The organism is Actinomadura geliboluensis (genome assembly GCF_043197915.1).
GTDB classification, from domain to species: Bacteria; Actinomycetota; Actinomycetes; order Streptosporangiales; family Streptosporangiaceae; genus Spirillospora; species Spirillospora geliboluensis.
The window spans coordinates 467,329-490,232 of record NZ_JBICUA010000003.1 but is presented as its reverse complement, the minus strand read 5'-3'; the positions used below and the strand labels follow the sequence as shown (position 1 = coordinate 490,232).

The 22,904-nt window shown below is 74.7% G+C and carries 3 protein-coding genes; all 3 read right to left on the bottom strand.

Features of this window, described 5'->3' with window-relative positions:
* From ACGFI1_RS12605 to ACGFI1_RS12595, 3 genes are read right to left on the bottom strand one after another with little or no spacing between them, the layout of a single operon-like run.
* The gene (locus tag ACGFI1_RS12605) at positions 1-3,900 is read right to left on the bottom strand and encodes an amino acid adenylation domain-containing protein (protein WP_392785130.1); all 3,900 of its coding nucleotides are present in this window, start codon (positions 3,898-3,900) and stop codon (positions 1-3) included.
* On the bottom strand, positions 3,897-11,591 hold the full coding sequence (locus ACGFI1_RS12600) for an amino acid adenylation domain-containing protein (RefSeq protein WP_392785128.1): 7,695 nt from the start codon (positions 11,589-11,591) through the stop codon (positions 3,897-3,899). Before ACGFI1_RS12600 ends, ACGFI1_RS12605 begins: the two co-directional genes overlap by 4 nt.
* On the bottom strand, positions 11,588-22,531 hold the full coding sequence (locus ACGFI1_RS12595; RefSeq protein ID WP_392785125.1) for an amino acid adenylation domain-containing protein: 10,944 nt from the start codon (positions 22,529-22,531) through the stop codon (positions 11,588-11,590). The genes ACGFI1_RS12600 and ACGFI1_RS12595 overlap by 4 nt, the downstream gene beginning before the upstream one ends.
* Positions 22,532-22,904 lie beyond the last annotated feature (373 nt).

The following is a 22,904-nucleotide window of genomic DNA, read 5'->3' as shown; positions in this document are numbered from 1 at the left end:
TCAGTGGTCCCGCGTTCCGCTGTGGAGTTTGTCGAGCTTGGCGGCCAGGACGGCGCCCATCTCGGCGGCCGGCTCCGGCTCCAGAAGCAGGTGGTGCTCGATGTCGACCGGGTAGTCCTCGATCTCGCCCTCGACGAGCGGGCCCCAGTTGGCGCGCCCGGTGGGCGACTGCGCGGTGCGGCCCTGGAGCGCGGTGAAGAACACGACGTCGCCGCGGAACCGGCCCGGCCGGTACTCCTCGGCCTGCCGGAGCCCGTTCTCGTAGTTGCGGTAGACGTTGACGAGGTCGTCCTCGGCGAGGGTGGCGAGGGCGTCGTCGCGGTCGGCGAGGATCGCCATGATCTGCTTCATGTCGGGGTTGCCGTCCGGCGCGAGGGCCGTCGCGTCCACGCCGATGCCCTGCAGCAGCTCGTGCAGGATCTCCCGCTCGTCGCCGGCGAGGTCCTGGCCGTGGTAGGAGTCGATCAGCGCGAGCAGCCCGACGTCCTCGCCCGCCGCCTGGAGCCGGACGGCCATCTCGTAGGCGACGAGCCCGCCGAGCGACCAGCCCACCAGGTGGTAGGGGCCGGACGGGCGCACGGTCCGGATCTGCTCCAGGTAGTCCGCGGCCATCTCCGCGACGGAGCCGGGCAGGTCCGACCGCGTGAACGCGCGGGCCTGCAGGCCGTAGGCGGGCTGGTCGGGGCCGAGGTGCCGCTGGAACTGCAGGTAGGGCCAGGCGAGGCCGCCGGCGGGGTGGACGAAGAAGACCGGCGGGCGGGACCCGGACGTCCGGATCGGGAGGAGCACCTCGAAGCCGATCCGGTCGCCGGGGTCGCCCGCCTTCACGAGCGCCTCGACGGTCTGGTGGGTGAACACGTCGCGGGGCGTCAGCTCGACACCGGCCTGCCGGGCGCGGGTGACGAGCTTCAGCGCGGCGATGCTGTCGCCGCCGAGGTCGAAGAAGCTGGCGTCGGCGGCGACCCGGTCGAGGCCGAGCACCTCGGCGACGACCGCGCACAGCCGCTCCTCGTCCGGGGTGCGCGGGTCGCGGCCGGCGGCGGCACCGGAGTAGTCGGGGGCGGGCAGCGCCCGCCGGTCGAGCTTGCCGGTCGGGCCGACCGGGAAGGTGTCCATCCGGACGAACGCGGCGGGCACCATGTACTCCGGCAGCCGTTCCTTGACGAACTCGCGGAGGCCGTCGGTGGTGGGCGCGATGACGTAGGCGACCAGGGCCTTGTGGCCGGGGGCCTCCTCGCGGGCGATGACGGCGACGTTGGCGACGCCGGGGTGCGCGGCGATCGCCGCCTCCACCTCGCCCAGCTCGATCCGGAACCCGCGGATCTTGACCTGGAAGTCGGCGCGGTCGACGTACTCCAGGTCCCCGCCGGGCCGCCACCGGACGAGGTCGCCGGTGCGGTACATGCGGTCGCCGGGCGCGCCGAACGGATCGGGCACGAACCGCTCGGCGGTGAGCGCGGGCCGCCGCAGGTAGCCGCGGGCGACGCCGGACCCGGCGATGTACGCCTCCCCGACGACGCCGGGCGGGACGGGACGCAGCCCCTGGTCCAGCACGTACATGCGCATGTCGTCGTAGGGGCGGCCGAGCACGGGCGTCCGCTCGGCCGGGTCGGCGAGGGGCGCGCGCTGCGGCGCGGCGGTCGCGTACGTGGTGGCCTCGGTGGGCCCGTACATGTGGACGACCTCGGTGTCCGGGCAGGCGGCGAGGACCTTGCGCATCGCGGCGGGCGACCCGGCCTCCCCGCCGGTCAGCACCTCGCGGAGCCGGGCGAAGGCGTGCGGCCGCTCCTCGGCGACGAGGTTGAACAGGGTGGTGGTGAGGAAGGCGGCGGTGAGGTCCTCGGTGCCGATGATCTCTTCGAGGGCGGCGCCGTCCAGCGGGCCGGGGGGCGCGAAGACGGCCGTGCCGCCGCGCAGCAGCGGCGTCCACAGCTCGTAGGTGGACGCGTCGAAGGCGTGCGAGGAGTGGACGAGGACGCGGTCGTGGGCGCCGCCGCGGAGCCGGCCGTCGGTGGCGAGGCCGGCGGCGTCGCGGTGCGTGATCATGACGCCCTTCGGCAGGCCGGTGGAGCCGGAGGTGAAGAACACGCAGGCGAGCTGGTCCGGGTGGCACGGCACGGCCGGGTCGGTGTCCGGGGCGGCGGCGGTCTCGGGATCGTCCACGGCGACGACGCGGGCGGCGGTGCCGAGGGCGGCGGCGCGGTCGCGCATCGCGCCGTCGACGATCAGCACGGGCGCGCCGACCTCTCCGATCGCCCACGCGATCCGGTCGGCGGGCTGGCCGGGGTGGAGGGGCGCGTAGGCGCCGCCGGCCTTGAGGATCGCCAGGGACGCGACGGCGACGTCCGCGGACCGTTCGAGCAGGACCGCGACGCGCGACTCGCGGCGGACGCCCAGCTCGATCAGCCGGTTCGCGAGCCGGTTCGCGCGGGCGTCCAGTTCCGCGTAGGTGAGGGACGCGCCGGCGGCGCGGACGGCGGTCGCGTCCGGGGTCTTCGCGCGCTGCTCGGCGAAGCGGCCGGTGAGGGTGCCGGGCGCGCGGCCGGTGCGGCGGCCCTGCCAGTTCTCCAGGACGTCGGCGCGCTCCTCCTCGTCGAGGACGGAGACGCGGCCGAGGGGCAGGTCCGGCTTGTGCGCGATCGCGTCGAGGACGCGCAGGAGGCGCCGCATCAGCCGCTCGGCGTCCTCGCCGCTGAACAGGTCGGGGCGGTGGTCGATGCGCAGCGACAGGCCGCGGCCGGGGACGGCGGCGAACGTCAGCGGGTAGTGGGTGGCGTCGTAGCCGTCCACGTCGCGGAGGGTGAGGCCGCCGAGGTCGGCGCCGGCGGCGTCCGCGTCGAACGGGTAGTTCTCCAGGACGGTCATCGTGTCGAACAGCGTCCCGGCGCCGGTGAGCCGCTGGATGTCGGCGAGGCCGAGGTGGTGGTGCGGCATCAGCGCGGCCTGCTCGTCCTGGAGGCGGGCGAGGGCCTCGGCGACGGTGTCGGCGGGCCGGACGCGGACGCGGATCGGCAGCGTGTTGATGAACAGGCCGATCATCTGCTCGACGCCGGGCAGTTCGGGCGGGCGGCCGGACACGGCGGCGCCGAACACGACGTCGCTGGATCCGGTGAGGGTGCTGAGCAGCGTGCCCCAGGCGAGCTGCAAGACCGTGTTGAGGGTGACGCCCTGGGCGCGGGCGCGCGCGCTGAGCGCGGTGGTGAGTTCCTCGGTGAGCTGAGTCCGGACACGGCCGGGCGCGCCGGTGCCGGGCTCGGGTGCGCCGGGCGCGACCAGGGTGGGTTCGTGGACGCCCTGGAGGGAGGTGCGCCAGGCGTCCTCGGCGGCGGCCCGGTCCTGGGCGGCGAGCCACGCCAGGTAGTTCTTGTAGGGGGCGACGCGCGGCATGCCGGTGTCGTCGCCCTTGGCGAGGTACAGCGCGAACAGCTCGGTCTGCAGGACGGGCGTGGACCAGCCGTCCAGCAGGATGTGGTGGTTGGTGAACACCATGCGGTGCAGGTCGTCCGCCATCTTGATGAGCATGAACCGCAGCAGCGGCGGCTTCGCCATGTCGAACGGCCGGGCGCGTTCGGCGTCGGCCAGCTCGCGGGCCCTGGCCTCCCGGCCCGGCTCGGGCAGCGCGGACAGGTCCTCGTCCTGCCAGGGCAGCCGCACCGCGCGGTGGACGACCTGGACCGGCGACCCCTCCTTGCGCTGGCGGAACCCGGCCCGCAGGTTCGCGTGCCGGCGCAGCAGCGTCTGCGCGGCGGCCTTCAGCGCGGCGGCGTCGAGCGGGCCGCGCAGGTCGAGCACGATCTGCGCGGTGTAGACGTCGTGGCCGGAGTCGTAGAGGGCGTGGAAGAACAGGCCCTGCTGCAACGGGGACAGCGGGAGGATGTCCTCTAGCTGCGACTTGCTCAATCCAGCTCCCATTCACCGTCGAGCTCGGCGGCGAGCTCGTCGATCTCGTCCTGGCTGACGTCCACCAGGGACAGGTCGGACGGGGTGAACCCGCCGACGGGCCCGCCGGCGGTGCCGTCGACGACGTGCGCGACGAGGCCGCGCAGCGCCGCGTACCAGCGGCCGGCGAGGTCCTCGACCGCGGCGGCGTCGAACAGGTCCCCGGCCCACGTCCACGTCGCGGACAGCTCGGGCCCGCCCGGCAGGTCGCGGGTGTGCGCGTTGACCTCGATCGCGTGGACGAGGCCGAGCGCGGCGTCCTGCCCGGTGCCGAGGGCGTCGCTCTCGGCCGGTCCGGCCGGTGCCCAGTCGGTGGCCTCGGGCGCGGCGGTCCGGCCGAGGTAGTTGAACGCGAGCTGCGGGTGCGCGCCGCGCAGCCGCTCGCCGGTCGCGGGGTTGAGGTGGCGCAGCAGCCCGTACCCGATGCCGTTGTCGGGGATCTCGCGGAGCTGCTCCTTGACCCGCTTGAGGGCGGTGCCGACGGCCTGGCCGCCCTCGCGGACGTCGGCGGGCTCGACCCACCCGGCGTCCAGGCGCACCGGGTAGAGGGAGGTGAACCAGCCGGCGGTGCGGGACAGGTCGACGCCGGGGACGACCTCCTCGCGGCCGTGCCCTTCGAGGTCGATGAGGACGGCCGTCTCGTCGCAGGTGCCGCGCTCGCGCCGCCACTCGGCGACGGCGAGGGCGAGGCCGGTGAGCAGCACGTCGTTGACGCGCCCGTGGAACGCGGCGGGGACCTCGGTGAGGAGGGGGCCGGTCACTTCGGCGGGCAGGCCGAGGGTGAGGTGCCGCGCCGTCCCGAACGTGTCGGAGGCCGGGTCGAGCGGCCGGGCGCCGAGGACCGGGTCGGGGGTGGCGAGGACGTCCTCCCAGAGCGGCAGCTCCGCGGTGCGGGCGGGGTCGGACGCCTCGGCGGCGAGGCGCTGCGCCCAGCGGCGGAACGAGGTCGGGACCGGGTCGAGGTCTCCCCCGGCCCACGCGGTGACGAGGTCTGGCAGCAGGATCCGCCACGACACCCCGTCCACGACGAGGTGGTGGAGGGTGAGCAGGAGGCGCCCGGAGGCGCCGGGGCCGGCGTCGAACCAGACGAGCTGCGCCATCGTCCCGGCGGCGGGGTCGAGGCGGCGGCGCGCCCCCTCCGCCTCGTCGGCGAGGACCGCGCGGAGCGCCTCGGCGTCCAGGCCCGCGACGTCCACGCGGCGGACGAGCGGCGCGGCGTCGACCGTGCCGGGCTCGGCGACCTCGAACTCGCCGCCGTCCACGCGGAGGCGGAGCATGTCGTGGTGGTCGAGGACGGTCTGGAGCGCCCGGGCCAGCTCGTCCAGGCCGAGGCCCGGCGGGACCTGGAGGAGCATCCGCTGGCTGTAGCCGTCGACGGGGCCGTTCAGCTCCTGGAACCAGCGCATGATCGGGGTCGCGGGGACGCGTCCGATGCCCGCGCCGGGCGCCTCGGCCTCGACCTCCTCGCCTTCGCCGGTGGGTCGGGCGACGGCGGCGAGTTCCTCGACGGTCTGGTGCTGGAACACGTCGCGTGGCGTGATGACCAGGCCGGACTGGCGGGCGCGGGAGACGAGCTGGATCGCGATGATCGAGTCGCCGCCGAGGTCGAAGAAGCCGTCGTCGATTCCGACGCGCTCCAGGCCCAGCACCTCGGCGAACAGCCGGGAGAGGGTCTCCTCCTCCGGAGTGCGCGGAGTGCGGGACGACACCTTCGCGGCGAAGTCGGGTGCGGGCAGCGCCCTGCGGTCGAGCTTCCCGTTGGACGTCAGCGGGAGCGCGTCCAGCTCGACGACGGCCGCCGGGACCATGTAGTCGGGCAGGTCCCGGCCCGCGAAGCGGCGCAGGTCGGCGGCGTCGATCCCGTCGGCGACGACGTAGGCGACCAGGCGGTCGTCGCGGACGACCACGGCCGCGTCTTTGACCGCGTCGTGCCTGGTCAGGACGGACTGGACCTCGCCCAGCTCGATCCGGAAGCCGCGCAGCTGCACCTGCTGGTCGGCGCGGCCGAGGTATTCGAGGGCGCCGTCGCGGCGCCAGCGGCCGAGGTCGCCCGTCCGGTACATGCGGGTGCCGGGCGCACCGTGCGGGTCGGCGACGAACCGCTCCGCCGACAGGCCGGGCCGGTTCAGGTAGCCGCGGGCGAGGCCCGCGCCCGCGACGTACAGCTCCCCGACGACGCCCGCCGGGACGGGCTGGAGGCGGTGGTCGAGGACGTAGACGCGCAGGTCGGGGATGCCGACGCCGATGATGCTGCCGGGCGCGGTCGCGGCGTGGACGCGGTCGAGGGCGATGTACGAGACGTGCACCGTGGTCTCGGTGATGCCGTACATGTTGACCAGCGTCGGGGCGTTCTCGGGGTGCCGGGAGTACCAGTCCTCCAGGCGGCCGAGGTCGAGGGCTTCACCACCGAACACGATGTAGCGCAGCGCCAGGTCGGTGCCGGGGTTGTCGCGGTCGGCGACCATGAGCTGATAGAACGCGGACGGTGTCTGGTTGAGGACGGTCACCTTCTCGGCGGCCAGCAGCGCGAGGAAGTCTTCGGGCGACCGGGAGGTCAGGTAGGGGACGACGACGAGGCGCCCGCCGTACAGCAGCGGGCCCCACAGCTCCCAGACCGAGAAGTCGAAGGCGTAGGAGTGGAACAGCGTCCAGACGTCGTCCGCGCCGAAGTCGAACCACTCCTCCGTCGAACGCAGAAGCCGCACCACGTTCTGATGCGGAATCACCACACCCTTCGGACGGCCCGTCGAACCCGACGTGTAGATGACGTACGCCGGGTGGTCGGGGTCGATGGCGACGCCGGGGTCGGTGTCGGGCCGTCCGGTGGCGTCGAGGTCATCAGGGCCGAGGGTGAGGACGGGACGGGCGTCCTCGACCATGTACGCGATCCGGTCTTCCGGGTAATCGGGGTCGATCGGCACGTACGCCGCGCCCGCCTTCAACACCGCCAGGATCGCCACGACGAGGTCGGCCGAACGCGGCAGCGCCAACGCCACGAACTGCTCAGGCCCAACGCCTTGCTCGACCAGCTTGTGCGCCAGCCGGTTCGCCTTCGCATTCACCTCGGCATACGTCCACGACACACCCTCGAACGTCACCGCCGCAGCGTCCGGACGGGCCGCCGCCTGCGCCTCGAACAGCGCCGGGATCGTCGCCCGTTCGACGTCGCCGCCCTTCCCCCCGGCCCAGCGGCGCAGCAGGGTGCGGCGCTCGCTCCGGTCGAGGATCTCGGCGGTGGTGACGGGTGCGCCGGGGTCGGCGACCAGCTCGCGGAGGAGGCGCTCGAAGCGGTCCGCGATGGACACGGCCGTGGCGGGGTCGAAGAGGTCGAGGGCGTATTCGAGCCCGGCGTCGATGCCGCCGGGCGCGCCGCCGTCGCCGTGCCGCTCCTCCAGGTAGAGGGACAGGTCGTACTTGGCGGCGCCCGAGCCGAGGGGTTCGGGGCCGCCGGTGAGCCCGTCCATCTCCAGCCGCGCCTCCGGGTTGTTCTGGAACGACAGGGCGACCTGGAACAGCGGGTGCCGGGCCATCGACCGCGCCGGGTTGAGCACCTCGACGAGCCGCTCGAACGGCAGGTCCTGGTGGGCGTAGGCGGCGAGGTCGGTCTCCTTGACGCGCCCGATGAGCTCCCGGAACGAGGGATCCCCGGAGGTGTCGGTGCGCAGGACGAGCATGTTCACGAACATGCCGACCAGGTCGTCCAGCGCCTCGTCCGTACGGCCCGCGATCGGCGAACCGATCGGCACGTCCGTCCCCGCGCCGAGGCGGGTCAGCAGCGCGGCGTAGGCGGCCTGCATGACCATGAACAGCGTCGCGCCGTTCTCGCGGGCGAGGGCCAGGAGCGCGGCGTGCAGGTCGGCGTCCAGCTCGAAGGTGTGCGTCCCGCCCCGGTAGGACGCCTCCGCCGGGCGCGGCCGGTCGGTCGGGAGCGACAGCTCCTCCGGAAGCCCGGCCAGCGCGTCCCGCCAGTAGGCGATCTGCCGCGAGATCAGGCTGCCGGGGTCGTCCTCGGACCCGAACAGCTCGCGCTGCCAGAGCGTGTAGTCGGCGTACTGGACGGGCAGCGGCGCCCACTGCGGCGCCCGCCCCTCCGCGCGGGCGGCGTAGGCGAGGATCACGTCGCGGGCGAGCGGCGCCATCGACCATCCGTCCGACGCGATGTGGTGCAGGACGAGCATCAGGACGTGCACGTCGCCGCCGAGGGCGAACAGGCGGGCGCGCAGCGGCGGCTCCACCGACAGGTCGAAGCCGCGCCCGACCTCGGCGGCCAGCGCCGCCGGCAGCGCCGCCTCGCCGGTCTCGGTGACGTCGAGCCGGGGGCGCGCGGCGGCCGGTTCGAGGACGAGCTGCCGGGCGGTCCCGGACCCGTCCGGGAAGATCGTGCGGAGCGGTTCGTGCCGCTCCGCCACGTCGGCGAGCGCGGCGCGCAGCGCGTCGAGGTCGAGGGCGCCGTCGAGGCGCAGCGCGACCGGCATGTTGAACGTCGCGGACGGTCCCTCGAACCGGTTGAGGAACCAGAGCCGCTGCTGCGCGTACGACAGCGGCACGACGTCGGGCCGCTCGGCCCGCGCCAGCGGCGGCCGCACCCCGCCGGCGTCGGCGTCCGCGAGGCGCTCGGCGAGGCCGGCGGGGGTCGGCGCCTCGAACAGCGCCCGGACGGGCAGCTCGGCGCCGAGCGCGGACCGGATCCGGCTCGCCAGCCGGGTCGCGGTGAGCGAGTCGCCGCCGAGGTCGAAGAACCCGTCGTCCACCCCGACCCGCGGCACGCCGAGGACCTCGGCGAACAGCCCGCAGAGGATCTCCTCGCGCGGGGTGCGCGGGGCGCGGCTCGCGGCGGCGGCGTCCGGCGCGGGCAGCGCGGCGCGGTCGAGCTTGCCGTTCACGGTCAGCGGCAGCGCGTCCAGGACGGTGAACGACGGGACCATGTAGTCGGGCAGCCGCTCGGCCGCGTACCGGCGGACGGCGGCGACGTCGACGTCCGGGCCGACGAGGTAGGCGGCGAGGCGCCGGTCGCCGGGCCGGTCCTCGCGGACGACCACGGCGGCGTGCGCGACGCCCCCGCACCCGGCGAGGACGTTCTCGATCTCGCCGGGCTCCACCCGGAACCCGCGGATCTTCACCTGGTCGTCGGCGCGGCCGAGGTACTCGATCGTGCCGTCCGGGCGCCACCGGGCCAGGTCGCCGGTCCGGTACATGCGGTCGCCGGGCGCGCCGAACGGGTCGGCGACGAACCGCTCCGCCGACAGGCCGGGCCGGTCGAGGTAGCCGCGCGCGAGCTGGACGCCCGCCAGGTACAGCTCGCCGGGGACGCCGGCCGGGGCGGGCTGGAGCGCGGCGTCCAGCACGTAGGCGCGGGTGTTGCGGTAGGGGCCGCCGATCGACGGGTGCTCGCTGCGCGCGACCACCTGGTTCATGGTGTCGATGGTCGACTCGGTGGGCCCGTAGAAGTTGCGGGCGGTGACGCCGGGGATCGCGCGGAGTTCGGCCCACAGGTTCTCGCCGACGGCCTCGCCGCCGAGGAGGAGGTGGGAGGGCACGTGGCGCCCGTCGGCGTCCAGCAGCCCGGCCTCGCGGAGCGAGGTGAAGTGCGACGGGGTGGTGTTGACCAGGTCGATCTGCGCGCGCGCCACGTAGTCGGTGTACGCCTCGACGTCGCGGCGGGTGTCGTCGTCGATGAGGTGCAGCTCGTGGCCGTACATCATCCAGAGCAGGCCCATCCAGGACGTGTCGAACGAGAACGACGCCAGGTGCGCGAACCGCATCCGGCGCCCGCCCGCGGCCTGGATCGCCGGGTCGATGAACGCGTCCCGGTGCGCCTCGAAGTAGTTGAGCACGCCCACGTGCGGGACGACCACGCCCTTGGGCCGCCCGGTGGACCCCGACGTGTAGATGACGTAGGCGGCGTTGGCCGGGCGCAGCGCCCGCGCCCGCTCGCCGTCGGACGGGTCGTGCGCGGGCCGCCCGCTCGCGTCCGGGAAGTCCCCGGCGGTGATCGTCAGGGCGGGGCGGGCGTCGGACAGCATGTAGGCGATGCGGTCGGACGGGTACTCGGGGTCGATCGGGACGTAGGCGGCGCCCGCCTTCAGCACGCCGAGGATCGCCACGACGATCTCGGGCGTGCGCGGCAGGACGAGCGCGACGCGGTCCTCGGGGCCGATCCCCCGCGCGATCAGCTCGTGGGCGAGCCGGTTGGCGCGCTCGTTCAGCTCCGCGTAGGTCACCCGCGCGTCGCCGCAGACGAGCGCCACGTCGGCCGGGGTACGCGCGGCCTGCGGCTCGAAGAGGGCCGGGAGGGTGCCGGACGGGATGTCGCCCGCCGTGTCGTTCCAGCGCGCCAGCCGGGACCGCTCGTCCTCCCCCGCGAGGTCCACGGCGCCGATCAGGCGGCCGGAGTCCTCGGCGAACGCCTCCAGGACGCGGCGGATCCGGGCGAGGATCGCCTCCACGGCCTCCTGCTCGAACACGTCCGGCCGGTAGTGCAGGCGCAGCGACAACTGCTCGCCGGGCAGGGCGACGAACGACAAGGGGAAGTGGGTCGCGTCGTAGGAGTCGACGGCGGCGACGCGGACGCCGTTGAGGGAGCCGTCCATCGAGGACGGGTCGAAGGGGTAGTTCTCCAGCACCGTCATCGTGTCGAACAGGGCGCCGCCGCCGTGGCCCGCCGCGCGCTGGATGTCGGTGAGGCCGAGGTGGTGGTGGGCGAGGAGTTCGGTCTGCTCCTCCTGGAGGCGCTCCATGAGGGCGCCGAGCGGCTCGTCCATCCGGTACCGGACGCGCACGGGCAGCGTGTTGATGAACAGGCCGATCATCTGCTCGACGCCGGGCAGCTCCGGCGGGCGGCCGGACACGGTCGAGCCGAACACCACGTCGTCGCGGCCGAGCAGGCGGCCGAGGACCAGGCCCCAGGCGCCCTGCAGGACGGTGCTCAGCGTGACGCCGTGGCGGCGGGCCGCGCGGGTGAGGCGCCGGGTCGTCCGCTCGTCGAGGCCGGTGACGGTCGGCCGCGGCGGCTCCGGCGCGCGGCCGGCGGCCTCCGGCGCGACGAGGCTGGGCTCGTCCACCCCGGCGAGGGCGCGGCGCCACGCCTCCTCGGCGGCGGCGCGGTCCTGCTTCGCGAGCCACGCCAGGTAGTTCTTGTACGGGGTGACGCGCGGCATCCCCGTGTCGTGGCCGCCCTGCACGTAGAGCAGGAACAGCTCGGTCGCGAGGACCGGCGTGGACCACCCGTCCAGCAGGATGTGGTGGTTCGTCAGGATCAGCCGGGACCGCTCGGGCCCCATCCGGACGAGCACGAACCGCAGCAGCGGCGGCGCGGTCATGTCGAAGCCCCGCGCCCGCTCCCGCGCCACGACGGCGTCGGCGTCCGCGCCGGACGCGGTGACCTCCTCCCACGGCAGCTCGACCGTGCGCGGGATCACCTGGACGGGCCGCGACAGGTCCTCGTGCCAGAACGCGGCGCGCAGGTTCGCGTGCCGGCGCAGCAGCGTCCCGGCGGCGGTGCGCAGCGCCCCCGCGTCCAGCGGCCCGTCCAGGTCGAGGACGAGCTGCGCCGTGTAGACGTCCGCGTCGCCCGCGTCGAAGAGCGCGTGGAAGAAGAAACCCTGCTGCAGGGGCGACAGGGGCAGGATGTCCTCAAGGTCACCCCGGTTCACGATTTGTGCCTCCATGCGGTCTGCAGCTTGTCGATCTCGCTTTGGTCCAGCTCGACGAGCAGGTCGGACGGGGTGAAGCCGGCCGCGTCGCCGGCGGCGGCGTCCGCGGCGAGGGCGCGCAGCGCGGTGAACCAGCCCTCGGCCAGCTCCCGGACGTCGGGCGCCTCCAGCAGGCCGGCCGGCCACGTCCACGTCGCCGACAGCACCGGACCGCCGGGCAGGTCGCGGGTGACGGCGTTGATCTCCAGGACGTGCGCCATCGGCATCGCCGGGTCCTCGCCGGCGGGGAGTTCCTCGGCGGCGAGCGTCCAGTCGCCGCCCGCGTCCCCGGCGTCGACCCGGCCGAGGTAGTTGAAGGCGATCTGCGGGGGCGGGACGGCGGCCAGCTCCTCGGCGGCCTCGCCGCCGCCATAGCGGAGCAGGCCGTAGCCGATGCCGCCGTCCGGGACGGCCCGGAGCTGCTCCTTCACCGTCTTGAGCGCGGCGGCGCCGGTCGCGCCGCCCGCGTCCAGCCGGACCGGGTGGATGGAGGTGAACCAGCCGGCGGTGCGGGAGACGTCGGCGCCGGGGACGACGTCCTCGCGGCCGTGCCCTTCGAGGTCGACGAGGACGCCGGCGCCGCGCCCGCCCCGGTGCCGCCGCCACTGCGCGACGGCGAGGGCGAGGCCGGTGAGCAGCACGTCGTTGACCCGGCCGTGGACCGCCGCCGGGACGTCGGTGAGCAGCGGCCCGGTGACGTCGGCGGGCAGGTCGAGGGTGACCGAGCGGGCGCGGGCCGCGATGTCGGCGCGCGGGTCGAGCGGCCGCTTCGCGAGGTTCTGCGGGGGGCCGTCGACGATGTCGAGCCAGTCCTCCAGCTCGTCCTCGTCCCGCTCGGCCGCGGTGAGCTTCTGCGCCCAGCGGCGGAACGACGTCGGGACGGGGTCGAGGTCTCCACCGGCCCAGGCGGTGACGAGGTCGGGCAGCAGGATCCGCCACGACACCCCGTCCACGACAAGGTGGTGCAGGACGAGGAGGAGCCGGCCCTGCTCGCGGCCCGCGTCGAACCAGACGAGCTGCGCCACCGTCCCGGCGGCCGGGTCGAGCCGGTCGCGGGCGGCGGTGGCCTGCTCAGTGATGACGGACTGGAGCTTGTCGGCGTCCATGCCCGCGACGTCCACCCGGGTCACCAGGGCGGCCGCGTCGCACGAGCCGGGCGGCCGGACGACGGGCTGCCAGCCGTCCAGGCGGAGGCGGAGCATGTCGTGGTGGTCGAGGAGCGTCTGGAGCGCGGCGGTCAGCCGTTCGGCGCCGAGGTCCGGCGGGGTGCGCAGCAGCGTCGACTGGTGGAAGCCGCTGATCAGCGCGGTGTCGCCGCCGACCCGCTCGCGCAGCCACGCCACGATCGGGGTGACCGGGACGGGGCCAACGCCGGTGCCGGGGGCCTCGGCCTCGACCTCCTCGCCTTCGCCCGTGGGTCGGGCGACGGCGGCGAGTTCCTCGACGGTCTGGTGCTGGAACACGTCGCGCGGGGTGATGACCAGGCCGGACTGGCGGGCGCGGGAGACGAGCTGGATCGCGATGATCGAGTCGCCGCCGAGGTCGAAGAACCCGTCGTCGATTCCGACGCGCTCCAGGCCGAGCACCTCAGCGAACAGCCGGGAGAGGGTCTCCTCCTCCGGAGTGCGCGCGGTGCGGGACGACACCTTCGCAGCGAAGTCGGGCGCGGGCAGCGCCTTGCGGTCGAGCTTGCCGTTGACGGTGAGCGGGAGGGCGTCCAGCTCGATGATCACGGCCGGGACCATGTAGTCGGGGAGGTCCTTGCCCACGAAGCGGCGCAGGTCGGACGAGTCGACGTCCGCGCCCGCGACGTAGGCGACGAGGCGCTCGTCCCGGACGACCACGGCGACGTCGGAGACGGCGTCGTGGCGGGCGAGGGCCGACTCGATCTCGCCCAACTCGATCCGGAAGCCGCGCAACTGCACCTGCTGGTCGCTGCGGCCGAGGTATTCGAGGCGGCCGCCGTCCAGCCACCGCCCGACGTCGCCCGTCCGGTACATGCGGGTCCCGGGCGCACCGTAGGGGTCGGCGACGAACCGCTCCGCCGACAGGCCGGGCCGGTTCAGGTAGCCGCGGGCCAGGCCAGCGCCCGCGACGTACAGCTCACCGACCACACCGGGCGCGACGGGCTGGAGGCGGTCATCGAGGACGTAGACGCGCAGGTCGGGGATGCCGACGCCGATCACGCTGCCGGGCGCGGTCGCCGCATAGGCGCGATCGAGGGCGACGTACGAGACGTGCACCGTGGTCTCGGTGATGCCGTACATGTTGACCAGCGTCGGGGCGTTCTCGGGGTGCCGGGAGTACCAGTCCTCCAGACGTCCCAGTTCCAGTGCCTCGCCGCCGAACACGATGTAGCGCAGCGCCAGGTCGGTGCCGGGGTTGTCGCGGTCGGCGGCCATGAGCTGGTAGAACGCCGACGGAGTCTGGTTGAGGACGGTCACCTTCTCGGCGGCCAGGAGAGCCAGGAACTCTTCCGGCGACCGCGAGGTCAGGTACGGGACGACGACGAGCCGGCCGCCGTATAGCAGTGGGCCCCACAGCTCCCAGACCGAGAAGTCGAAGGCGTAGGAGTGGAACAGCGTCCAGACGTCGTCCGGGCCGAAGTCGAACCACTGCTCCGTCGAACGCAGCAGCCGCACCACGTTCTGATGCGGGATCACCACACCCTTAGGACGGCCCGTCGAACCCGACGTGTAGATGACGTACGCCGGGTGGTCCGGTGAGATCGCCACATCGAGGTTCGCTTCGTCGTAGCCCTCGGCGTGCAGGTCGTCCGGGCGGAGGGTAAGGACGGGGCGGGCGTCCTCGACCATGTACGCGATGCGGTCTTCCGGGTAGTCCGGGTCGATCGGCACATACGCCGCCCCCGCCTTCAACACCGCCAGGATCGCCACGACAAGGTCGGCCGAACGCGGCAGCGCCAACGCCACGAACTGCTCAGGCCCCACCCCCTGCTCGACCAGCTTGTGCGCCAGCCGGTTCGCCCTCGCGTTCACCTCGGCATACGTCCACGACACACCCTCGAACGTCACCGCGAGCGCGTCCGGACAGGCCGCCGCCTGCGCCTCGAACAGCGCCGGGATCGTCGCCCGCTCCGCCGCATCGGCGCCGCCCCCGGCCCATTCGCCGAGGATCAGCGACCGCTCCTGCGGCGCCAGGACGTCGGCGCGGCCGATGGGCGCGTCCGGGTCAGTGAGCAGCGCGGACAGGTACCGCTCGAACCGCTCGACGAGCCGCCGCGCGGTGGCCGGGTCGTACAGGTCGAGGGCGTACTCCAGTTCGCCGTCGAACCCGTCCTCCCGCTCGGTGAGGATCATCAGCAGGTCGAAGCGGGACGCGCCGGCGGCGAGGGGCTCCAGCTCGGCGGTGAAGCCGGGCATCTCCAGCCGCGCCTCCGGGTTGTTCTGGAACGTCAGCCCGACCTGGAACAGCGGGTGCCGGGCCAGGTGGCGCGGCGGGTTGAGCACCTCGACGAGCCGCTCGAACGGGACGTCCTGGTGCGCGTAGGCGGCGAGGTCGGTCTCCTTGACGCGCCCGATGAGCTCCCGGAACGAGGGGTCCCCGGAGGTGTCGGTGCGGAAGACGAGCATGTTCACGAACATGCCGACCAGGTCGTCCAGCGCCTCGTCCGTACGGCCCGCGATCGGCGAACCGATCGGCACGTCCGTCCCGGCACCGAGGCGCGTGAGCAGGGCGGCGAACGCGGCCTGGGCGACCATGAACGGGCTCGCGCCGGTCTCCCGCGCGATGCCGAGGAGTGCGGCGTGGACGTCGTCGCCGAGCCGGAACCGTTCCGTCGCGCCCCGGTAGGACGCCTCCGCCGGGCGCGGCCGGTCGGTCGGGAGCGACAGCTCCTCGGGAAGCCCGGCCAGCGCGTCCCGCCAGTAGGCGATCTGCCGGGAGACCAGGCTGTCCGGATCGTCCTCGGAGCCGAGCAGTTCCTGCTGCCAGAGCGTGTAGTCGGCGTATTGGACGGGCAGCGGCGCCCACTCCGGCGCCGTGCCGCCGACGCGGGCCGCGTAGGCGGTGATGAAGTCGCGGGCGAGCGGCGCCATCGACCAGCCGTCGCCGCCGACGTGGTGCAGGAGGAGGAGCGCGACGTGCTCGTCCGGGGCGATCCGGAACAGGTGGGTGCGCAGCGGCGGTTCGGCGGTGATGTCGAACGCGTATCCGGCGGCCATGGCGAGCCGGGCCGGGAGCTCCGCGCCGGTGGTCTCGGCGACCTCCAGCTCGGGGCGGGCGGCGGCCGGGTCCAGGACGGTCTGGCGCGGCACTCCCCCGGCGTCCGGCAGGACGGTGCGGAGCGTCTCGTGCCGTTCCACCAGGTCGCCGATCGCGGCGCGGAGCGCGTCCGCGTCGAGGGGGCCGCGGATGCGCAGCGCGACCGGCATGTTGTAGGTCGCGGACGGCCCCTCGAACTTGTTAAGGAACCACTGCCGCTGCTGCGCGTACGAGAGCGGAAGGACGGCGGGCCGCTCGCGGGGCTCCAGCGGCGGGCGCCCGGACGCCGCGCCCTCCAGCTCCGCGACGCGCGCGGCGAGTCCGGCGACGGTGGGCGCCTCGAACAGCGCCCGGACGGGCAGCTCCACGCCGAGGGCGCGGCGGATCCGGGTCGCGACGCGCATGGCGACGAGCGAGTCCCCGCCCAGTTCGAAGAAGTCGTCGTCGATGCCCGGCGCGTCGATCCCGAGCAGGTCGGCGACGATGCCGGCGACGGCGGCCTCGCGGGCGTCGCGCGGGGCCCGGTAGGCGGTGCCGGGGCCGGTCAGCTCCGGCTTGGGCAGCGCCTTGGTGTCGACCTTCCCGTTGGGGGTGAGCGGCAGCTCGTCCAGGACGACCACGACGGCGGGCACCATTGACTCGGGCAGGTTCTCCCGGACGTGGGCGCGCAGTTCCTCGGGGTCGAGGTCGGCGCCGGGGGCGGCGACAACGTAGGCGACGAGGCGGCTGCCGCCGGGCGCGGCCCCCCGCCGGGCGGCGGGCGCGCCGCCGCCGAGCGCGGCCAGCACGTCGCGCACGCCGGCCGCGCCGGGCAGCGCGATCTCGGCGACCGGGCGGTCCGGGTCGGCGACGAGGGTCTGAACGAGGTCGCTCAGCAGCCCGGTCAGCCGCTCGGCGGTGGCGCGGTCGAGGACGTCGGGCCGGTACTCCAGCCGGAGCCGGAGCCGCTCGCCCGGCACGGCGAGCAGGGTCAGCGGGTAGTGGGTGGCGTCGACCAGGTCGGCGCCCGCCAGCCGGACCCCGTCGAACGCCGCCTCCAGCAGCGCGGCGTCGAGCGGGTAGTTCTCGAAGACCGTCATGGTGTCGAAGAGCGGGCCGGTGCCCGCGGCCCGCTGGATCTCGCCGAGGCCGAGGTGGTGGTGGGCGAACAGCCGGGACTGCTCGTCCTGGAGGCGGCCGAGGCTCTCCATCAGGGTCTCGGCGCCGTCGAGGCGGACCCGGACGGGCAGCGTGTTGATGAACAGCCCGATCATCTGCTCGGAGCCGGGCAGCTCGGGCGGCCGTCCGGAGACGGTGGCGCCGAACACCACGTCGTCGCGGCCGGTGAGCCGCGCCAGCAGCAGCCCCCACAGCCCCTGCACGACGGTGTTGGGGGTCAGGCCGTGGCTCCGCGCCCGCGCGGACAGGCCGTCCGACAGGTCGGCGGGCAGGTCGAGGACGACGTGCTCGGGCAGGACGGGCGGCCGGTCGGCGGCGGCCGGGGCCAGCACCGTCGGTTCGGCGAGGCCCTCCAGGGCCGTGCGCCACGCGTCGCGGGCGGCGTCGCCGTCCTGGGCGTCCAGCCAGGCCAGGTGCTCCTTGTAGGGGGCGGTGCGCGGCGGCTCCTCGCCGGTGTAGAGAGCGAGGAGTTCCCCGGCCAGCACCGGGATGGACCAGCCGTCTAGCACGATGTGGTGGGCGGTGAGCAGGAGCCGGTGGCGGCCGGGGCCGAGCCGGAGCAGCGCGAAGCGCAGCAGCGGCGGGCGTTCGAGGTCGAACGGGCGGGCCCGCTCGGCGGTCATGGCCTCCTGGATCGCGGCGTCCGGCGCGCCGCCGAGGTCGGTCTCCGCCCAGGGCGCCTCGGCCGCGCCAAGGACGATCTGCACCGGGGTGCCGTCGCCGGTCTGAGCGAACGCGGCCCGCAGGCCGGGGTGCCGGTCGACGAGTCCCTGCCCGGCCGCGCGCAGGGCGGCGGTGTCGAGGGGGCCCTCGAAGTCGAGGACGAGCTGGGCGGTGTAGACGTCGGAGCCGGAGTCGAGCAGCGCGTGGAAGAAGAAGCCCTGCTGGAGCGGCGAGAGCGGCCAGAGGTCGGCCAGCCCCGGACGGGCGGCGGCGACCTCGGCGACCTCGGTCCGGGTCAGCGGGATCAGCGGGAAGTCGGACGGGGTGTGCCCGCCGCCGCCCGCCGCGACGTGCGCGGCGATGCCCCGCAGCGCCTCGAACCAGGCGTCGGCCAGCTCGCGGACGTCCGCGGCGTCGAGGATCTTCGCGGCCCACGTCCAGGTCGCGGACAGCCGGGGCCCGGCGGCCGAGTCCCGGGCGACCGCGTCGATCTCCACGGTGTGGGCGAGCGGCATGGCGGCGTCGCCGCCGCCGTCCAGGGCGCCCGCCTCGGCGGCGATGCTCCAGTCACCGCCGGTGTCCTCGACCCGGCCGAGGTAGTTGACGACGATCTGCGGCACGGGCCGGGCGGCGAGTTCCGGCCCGGTGTCCTCGTTCAGGTGGCGGAGGAGGCCGTAGCCGAGGCCGTTGTCCGGGAGCGTCCGGAGCCGCTCCTTGGCGTTGCGGACGGCTTCGCCCGCCGCCGGTCCGCCCGCGCGGACCTCGTCCCACGCCGCGTCGCCCGCGTCGATCCGGACGGGGAACATGCTGGTGAACCAGCCGACCGTGCGCGACAGGTCGAGGGCGGCGGCGCCCGGCGCCGCGGGCAGGTCCTCGCGGCCGTGGCCTTCCAGGTCCACCAGGACGGCGGAGTCGCGGAGGGCGACGCCGCGGCGGCGGCGCCATTCGGTCACGGCGAGGGCCAGACCGGCGAGCAGGACGTCGTTGACGCGGCCGTGGAACGCGGCGGGCACGCCGGTCAGCAGCGCCGAGGTGGTGGCCTCGTCCAGTTCCAGGGTGAGGCTGCCGGCGGTGGCCCGGGTGTCGTGGGCGGGGTCGAGGGGGCGGTCGCCGAGGAGGGGGTCCTCGGTCCGCAGCATCTCGGTCCACAGGCCGAGTTCGGCGGTCCGCCGCTCGGTGACGGCGTCCTCGGCGAGCCGGTGCGCCCAGCGGCGGAACGACGTGCCGGCGGGGTCGAGCCGGACGGGTTCGCCGGTGGTGCTCGCCGCCCAGGCGGTGACGAGGTCGGGCAGCAGGATCCGCCAGGACACGCCGTCCACGACCAGGTGGTGCAGGACGACCAGCAGCCGGCCGGGGGCCTGCGGGCCCGCGTCCAGCCACACGAGCTGCGCCATCGTCCCGGACGCGGGGTCCAGGCGGCCGCGCGCGAGGTCGGCCTGCGCCGCGACGGTCTCCGCCAGGGCCGCGTCGTCCGCTCCGGCGACGTCGACCCGGTGGACGCACGCGGCGGCGTCGACGGTGCCCGGCGCGGTGATTCGCGGTTCGCCGCCGTCGGGGACGCTCATCCGGAGGGCGTCGTGGTGGTCGAGGACGGCCTGCAGCGCGCGGGTCAGGTGGTCGGTGCCCAGGCCGGGCGGGGTGCGGAGCAGGATGCTCTGGCTGAAGCCGCCGGTCGGGCCGCCGAGGTCCCGCAGCCACCGCATGATCGGGGTGGCGGGGAACTCGCCCACGCCCGATTCCTCTGCGGTGCCGTCCGCCTCGGCGGTGTCCGCGCTGCGCGCCACCTGGGCGAGGGCCTCCACGGTCGGGTACCGGAACACCTCACGCGGCGACAGCAGCAGACCGGCCCGCCGCGCCCGCGACACCAGCCGCATCGCGATGATCGAGTCGCCGCCGAGGTCGAAGAAGCCGTCGTCGATGCCGACCCGTGCGACGCCCAGCACCTCGGCGAACAGGTCCGCCAGCAGCGTCTCGGCGGGGGTGCGCGGCGCGCGGCCCGACGCCCGCGCCGCGAAGTCGGGGGCGGGCAGCGCCGCCCGGTCGAGCTTGCCGCTCGGGTTCAGCGGCAGCGCGTCCAGCGGCACCACCGCCGCCGGGACCATGTACGCGGGCAGCGTCTCGGCGGCGAACCGGCGCAGCTCGTCGGAGTCGACGGGACCGGCCGGGACGACGTACGCGATCAGCCGCGGGGTGCCCGGCTGGTCCTCCCGGGGCACCACGACCGCCTGGCCCACCGCGGGGTGCCGGCTGAGCGCGGCCTCGATCTCGCCCAGCTCGATGCGGAAGCCGCGGATCTTGACCTGGTGGTCGAGGCGGCCCAGGTACTCGATCTGCCCGGCGGCGTTCCAGCGGGCGAGGTCGCCGGTGCGGTACATCCGCTCACCGGGTGCCCCGAACGGGCAGGCGACGAACCGCTCGGCGGTCAGCGCGGACCGGTCCAGGTAGCCGCGGGCCAGGCCCGCGCCAGCCAGGTACAGCTCGCCGGGCACGCCGGCGGGGACGGGCCGGAGCGAGGCGTCCAGCACGTAGGCGCGGGTGTTGGCGATCGGGCCGCCGATCGGGGCGCGGCCGGCGGCGTTGCCGTCGTCGAACCAGGCCGTCGCGTAGACGGTCGCCTCGGTGGGGCCGTAGATGTTGGCGATGCGGGCGTCCGGCAGGAGGGCCCGCAGGTCGTGGACGAGCTTCGCGGGCAGCGCCTCGCCGGCGAGGACGACGTCGCCCGCCTCCAGCGCCGGGGCGCCCGCCGCGAGCAGCGCCGACACCGCCGACGGCACGCCGCTGACCAGCGTCCCGGACCAGCCGCCGCGCTCGCCGACCTCCAGCAGGTCCCGGACGACCTCGATGTGGCCGCCCATCGTGAGCGGCGTCAGCCACTCGAACACCGACACGTCGAAGTTCAGCGACGTGGAGAACAGCACGCGGGCGAGCCGCTCCGGGCCGAAGTCCTTCTCCGCCCACGCGCACAGGTCGGCGGCGCCGGCGTGGGAGACGACGACGCCCTTCGGACGTCCCGTGGAGCCCGAGGTGTAGATGATGTACGCGGCGTCGGCCGGGTGGAGCGGCCGGACCCGGTCCGCGTCGGTCACGGCCGCGCCGGCGGCGTCTCCGCCGGGCGGAGTGTCGAGGGAGGACGGGTCGAGCTCCAGGCGCGGCGTCGCGCCGGGCAGGTCGGCGCCCGGGGCCGTGATGACGCAGGCCGGGGACGCGTCGTCCAGCATGAACGCGATGCGGTCCGCCGGGTAGGCGAGGTCGATCGGCTGGTAGGCCGCGCCCGACTTCAGCACGGCGAGCGCCGCGACGACCAGGTTCTCGTCGCGCGGCAGGGCGAGCGCGACGAAGTCGCCGGGGCCGGCGCCGCGGGCGATCAGCCGGCGGGCGAGGCGGCCGGCGCGCTCGTCCAGCTCCCGGTAGGTGAGGGTCGTGCCTTCGTGCGTGACGGCGGGCGCGTCGGGGGTGCGGGCGGCCTGCGCCTCGAACAGCTCCGGGACGACGGCGGGCGCGACCGGCAGCGCCGTGTCGTTCCACTCGTGCAGGACGCGGGACCGCTCGGCGTCGTCCAGCAGCTCCACGTCGCGGAGCGGCGTCGCCGGGTCCACCTCCCCGAGGGTGCGCATGAACCGGACGTAGCGGTGCAGGTGCGCGGCGACCTCGTCCTCGCTGTAGAGGTCCGGGTGCGCCTCGAAGTCGACGCGCAGCCCGGCGCCGTCGAAGTTGTCGTAGACGTTGATGGACAGGTCGTCGACCGGCCCGGTCGTGACGGCGTGCATGCGCGCCGGCAGGCCCGCGAAGTCCAGCCGGTAGTCGAACGCCATGATGTTGATGACCGGCCCGTACAGCCGGTGCCGTTCGCCCAGCAGCTTCAGGTCGCGGACCAGGTCGTCGCGGCGGTAGCGCTGGTGCCGCAGCGCCCGCGCGGTCGCCCGGGTCGCGGCGCGCACCAGGTCGTCGACTGTCATGTCCGGGCCGACGCGGACCCGCAGCGGCAGGATCGTCGACATCATCGCCGGCGTCTCCATCGCCAGCCGGGTGGTGCGGCCGGTGACGGCGAGCCCGAGGATCACGTCCTCGGCGCCGGTCATCCGCGCCACGTACGCGGCGGTCGCGGCGATCGCGAGGCCCGGCGTCGCGGTGCGCAGCCGGCGGGCCCCGGCCGCGAGCGCGGCGCTCTCCGCGGGCGGGACGACGCTGATCATGCTCCGGTAGTCGGCGGTGGGCTCGGCGGTCCCGTCGGCCAGCGACACCGCCGCCGGGCGGTCGGCGAACCGCTCGGTCCAGTAGGCGCGGTCCCGCTCGAACTTCTCCGACGCCCGGTACGCCTCCTCCTCGGCGAGCAGCGCCCGGTAGTCGCCGAGCTCGGCCGGGACGTACTCGCCGCCGGCGGACAGCGCGGTGTAGACCTCGGCGGCGCGGCGGCTGATCATCGGGCCGCTGAAGCCGTCCTGGATGATGTGGTGCGCGCGGATGAACCACCGGTGCAGGTCCGGCGCGAGGCGCAGCAGCGCCGTGCTGAACAGCCGCCCGCCGTCCAGCGGCAGCGGCTCGGCCAGCCGCGCGCGCATCCACGCGCGCGCGGCGGCGTCCGGGTCGGCCTCGCCGGACAGGTCCACGAGCGGGATCGACGCGGAGGCGTCCGGGTCGAGGACCTGGCGGACGGCCCCGTCCGCCTCCACGAGCCGCGCGTTCATCGCGAGCACCTCGTGCGCGCCGAGCCGCGCGACGCGGTCGAACAGCGCGTGGTCGAGCGGTCCCTCGATCTCGATGTACTGCGCGATGTGAATCGGCGTTTCCGGCGCCAGCTGCTGCGCGTACCAGACGCTCTGCTGAGCGGCCGAAAGGGGAACGTACTCGGTGGGCATCAAGCAGCACTTTCCCGGTCGAAGGGGATTTCCTTTACGCCCGGCATCGGAACCGGCAGGGCACCGGCGGGCAGAAATTCAAAAAGCATGACCACAGAACTGATCGGGCTTGCCCCGTCCCCTTTCACCCCGAGCCTGCGCCGGGAACGCGATCGGCCCGCACTTTCCCGGAGTCAACGCCCTGTGTTCCCGCCAATACAGAGCGCCGCCGCTTTCCGCGCTCGACCGGAACCGCCCTCGACCCGTGTTCTACTCAGGAGTAGCGAGGTCACAGTCAACCAGCCTGTCACATGCCTCGCAATCCCCTCATAAGTAGAAGTTGGCCGGTCGCATTGCTAACGGGAGTGACAAAACGGCGGGCCCGCGCCGCGGG

Coding starts and splice junctions, on each gene's coding strand:
- ACGFI1_RS12595 (WP_392785125.1), bottom strand. CDS start 22,531: ATGCCCACCGAGTACGTTCCCCTTTCGGCCGCTCAGCAGAGCGTCTGG.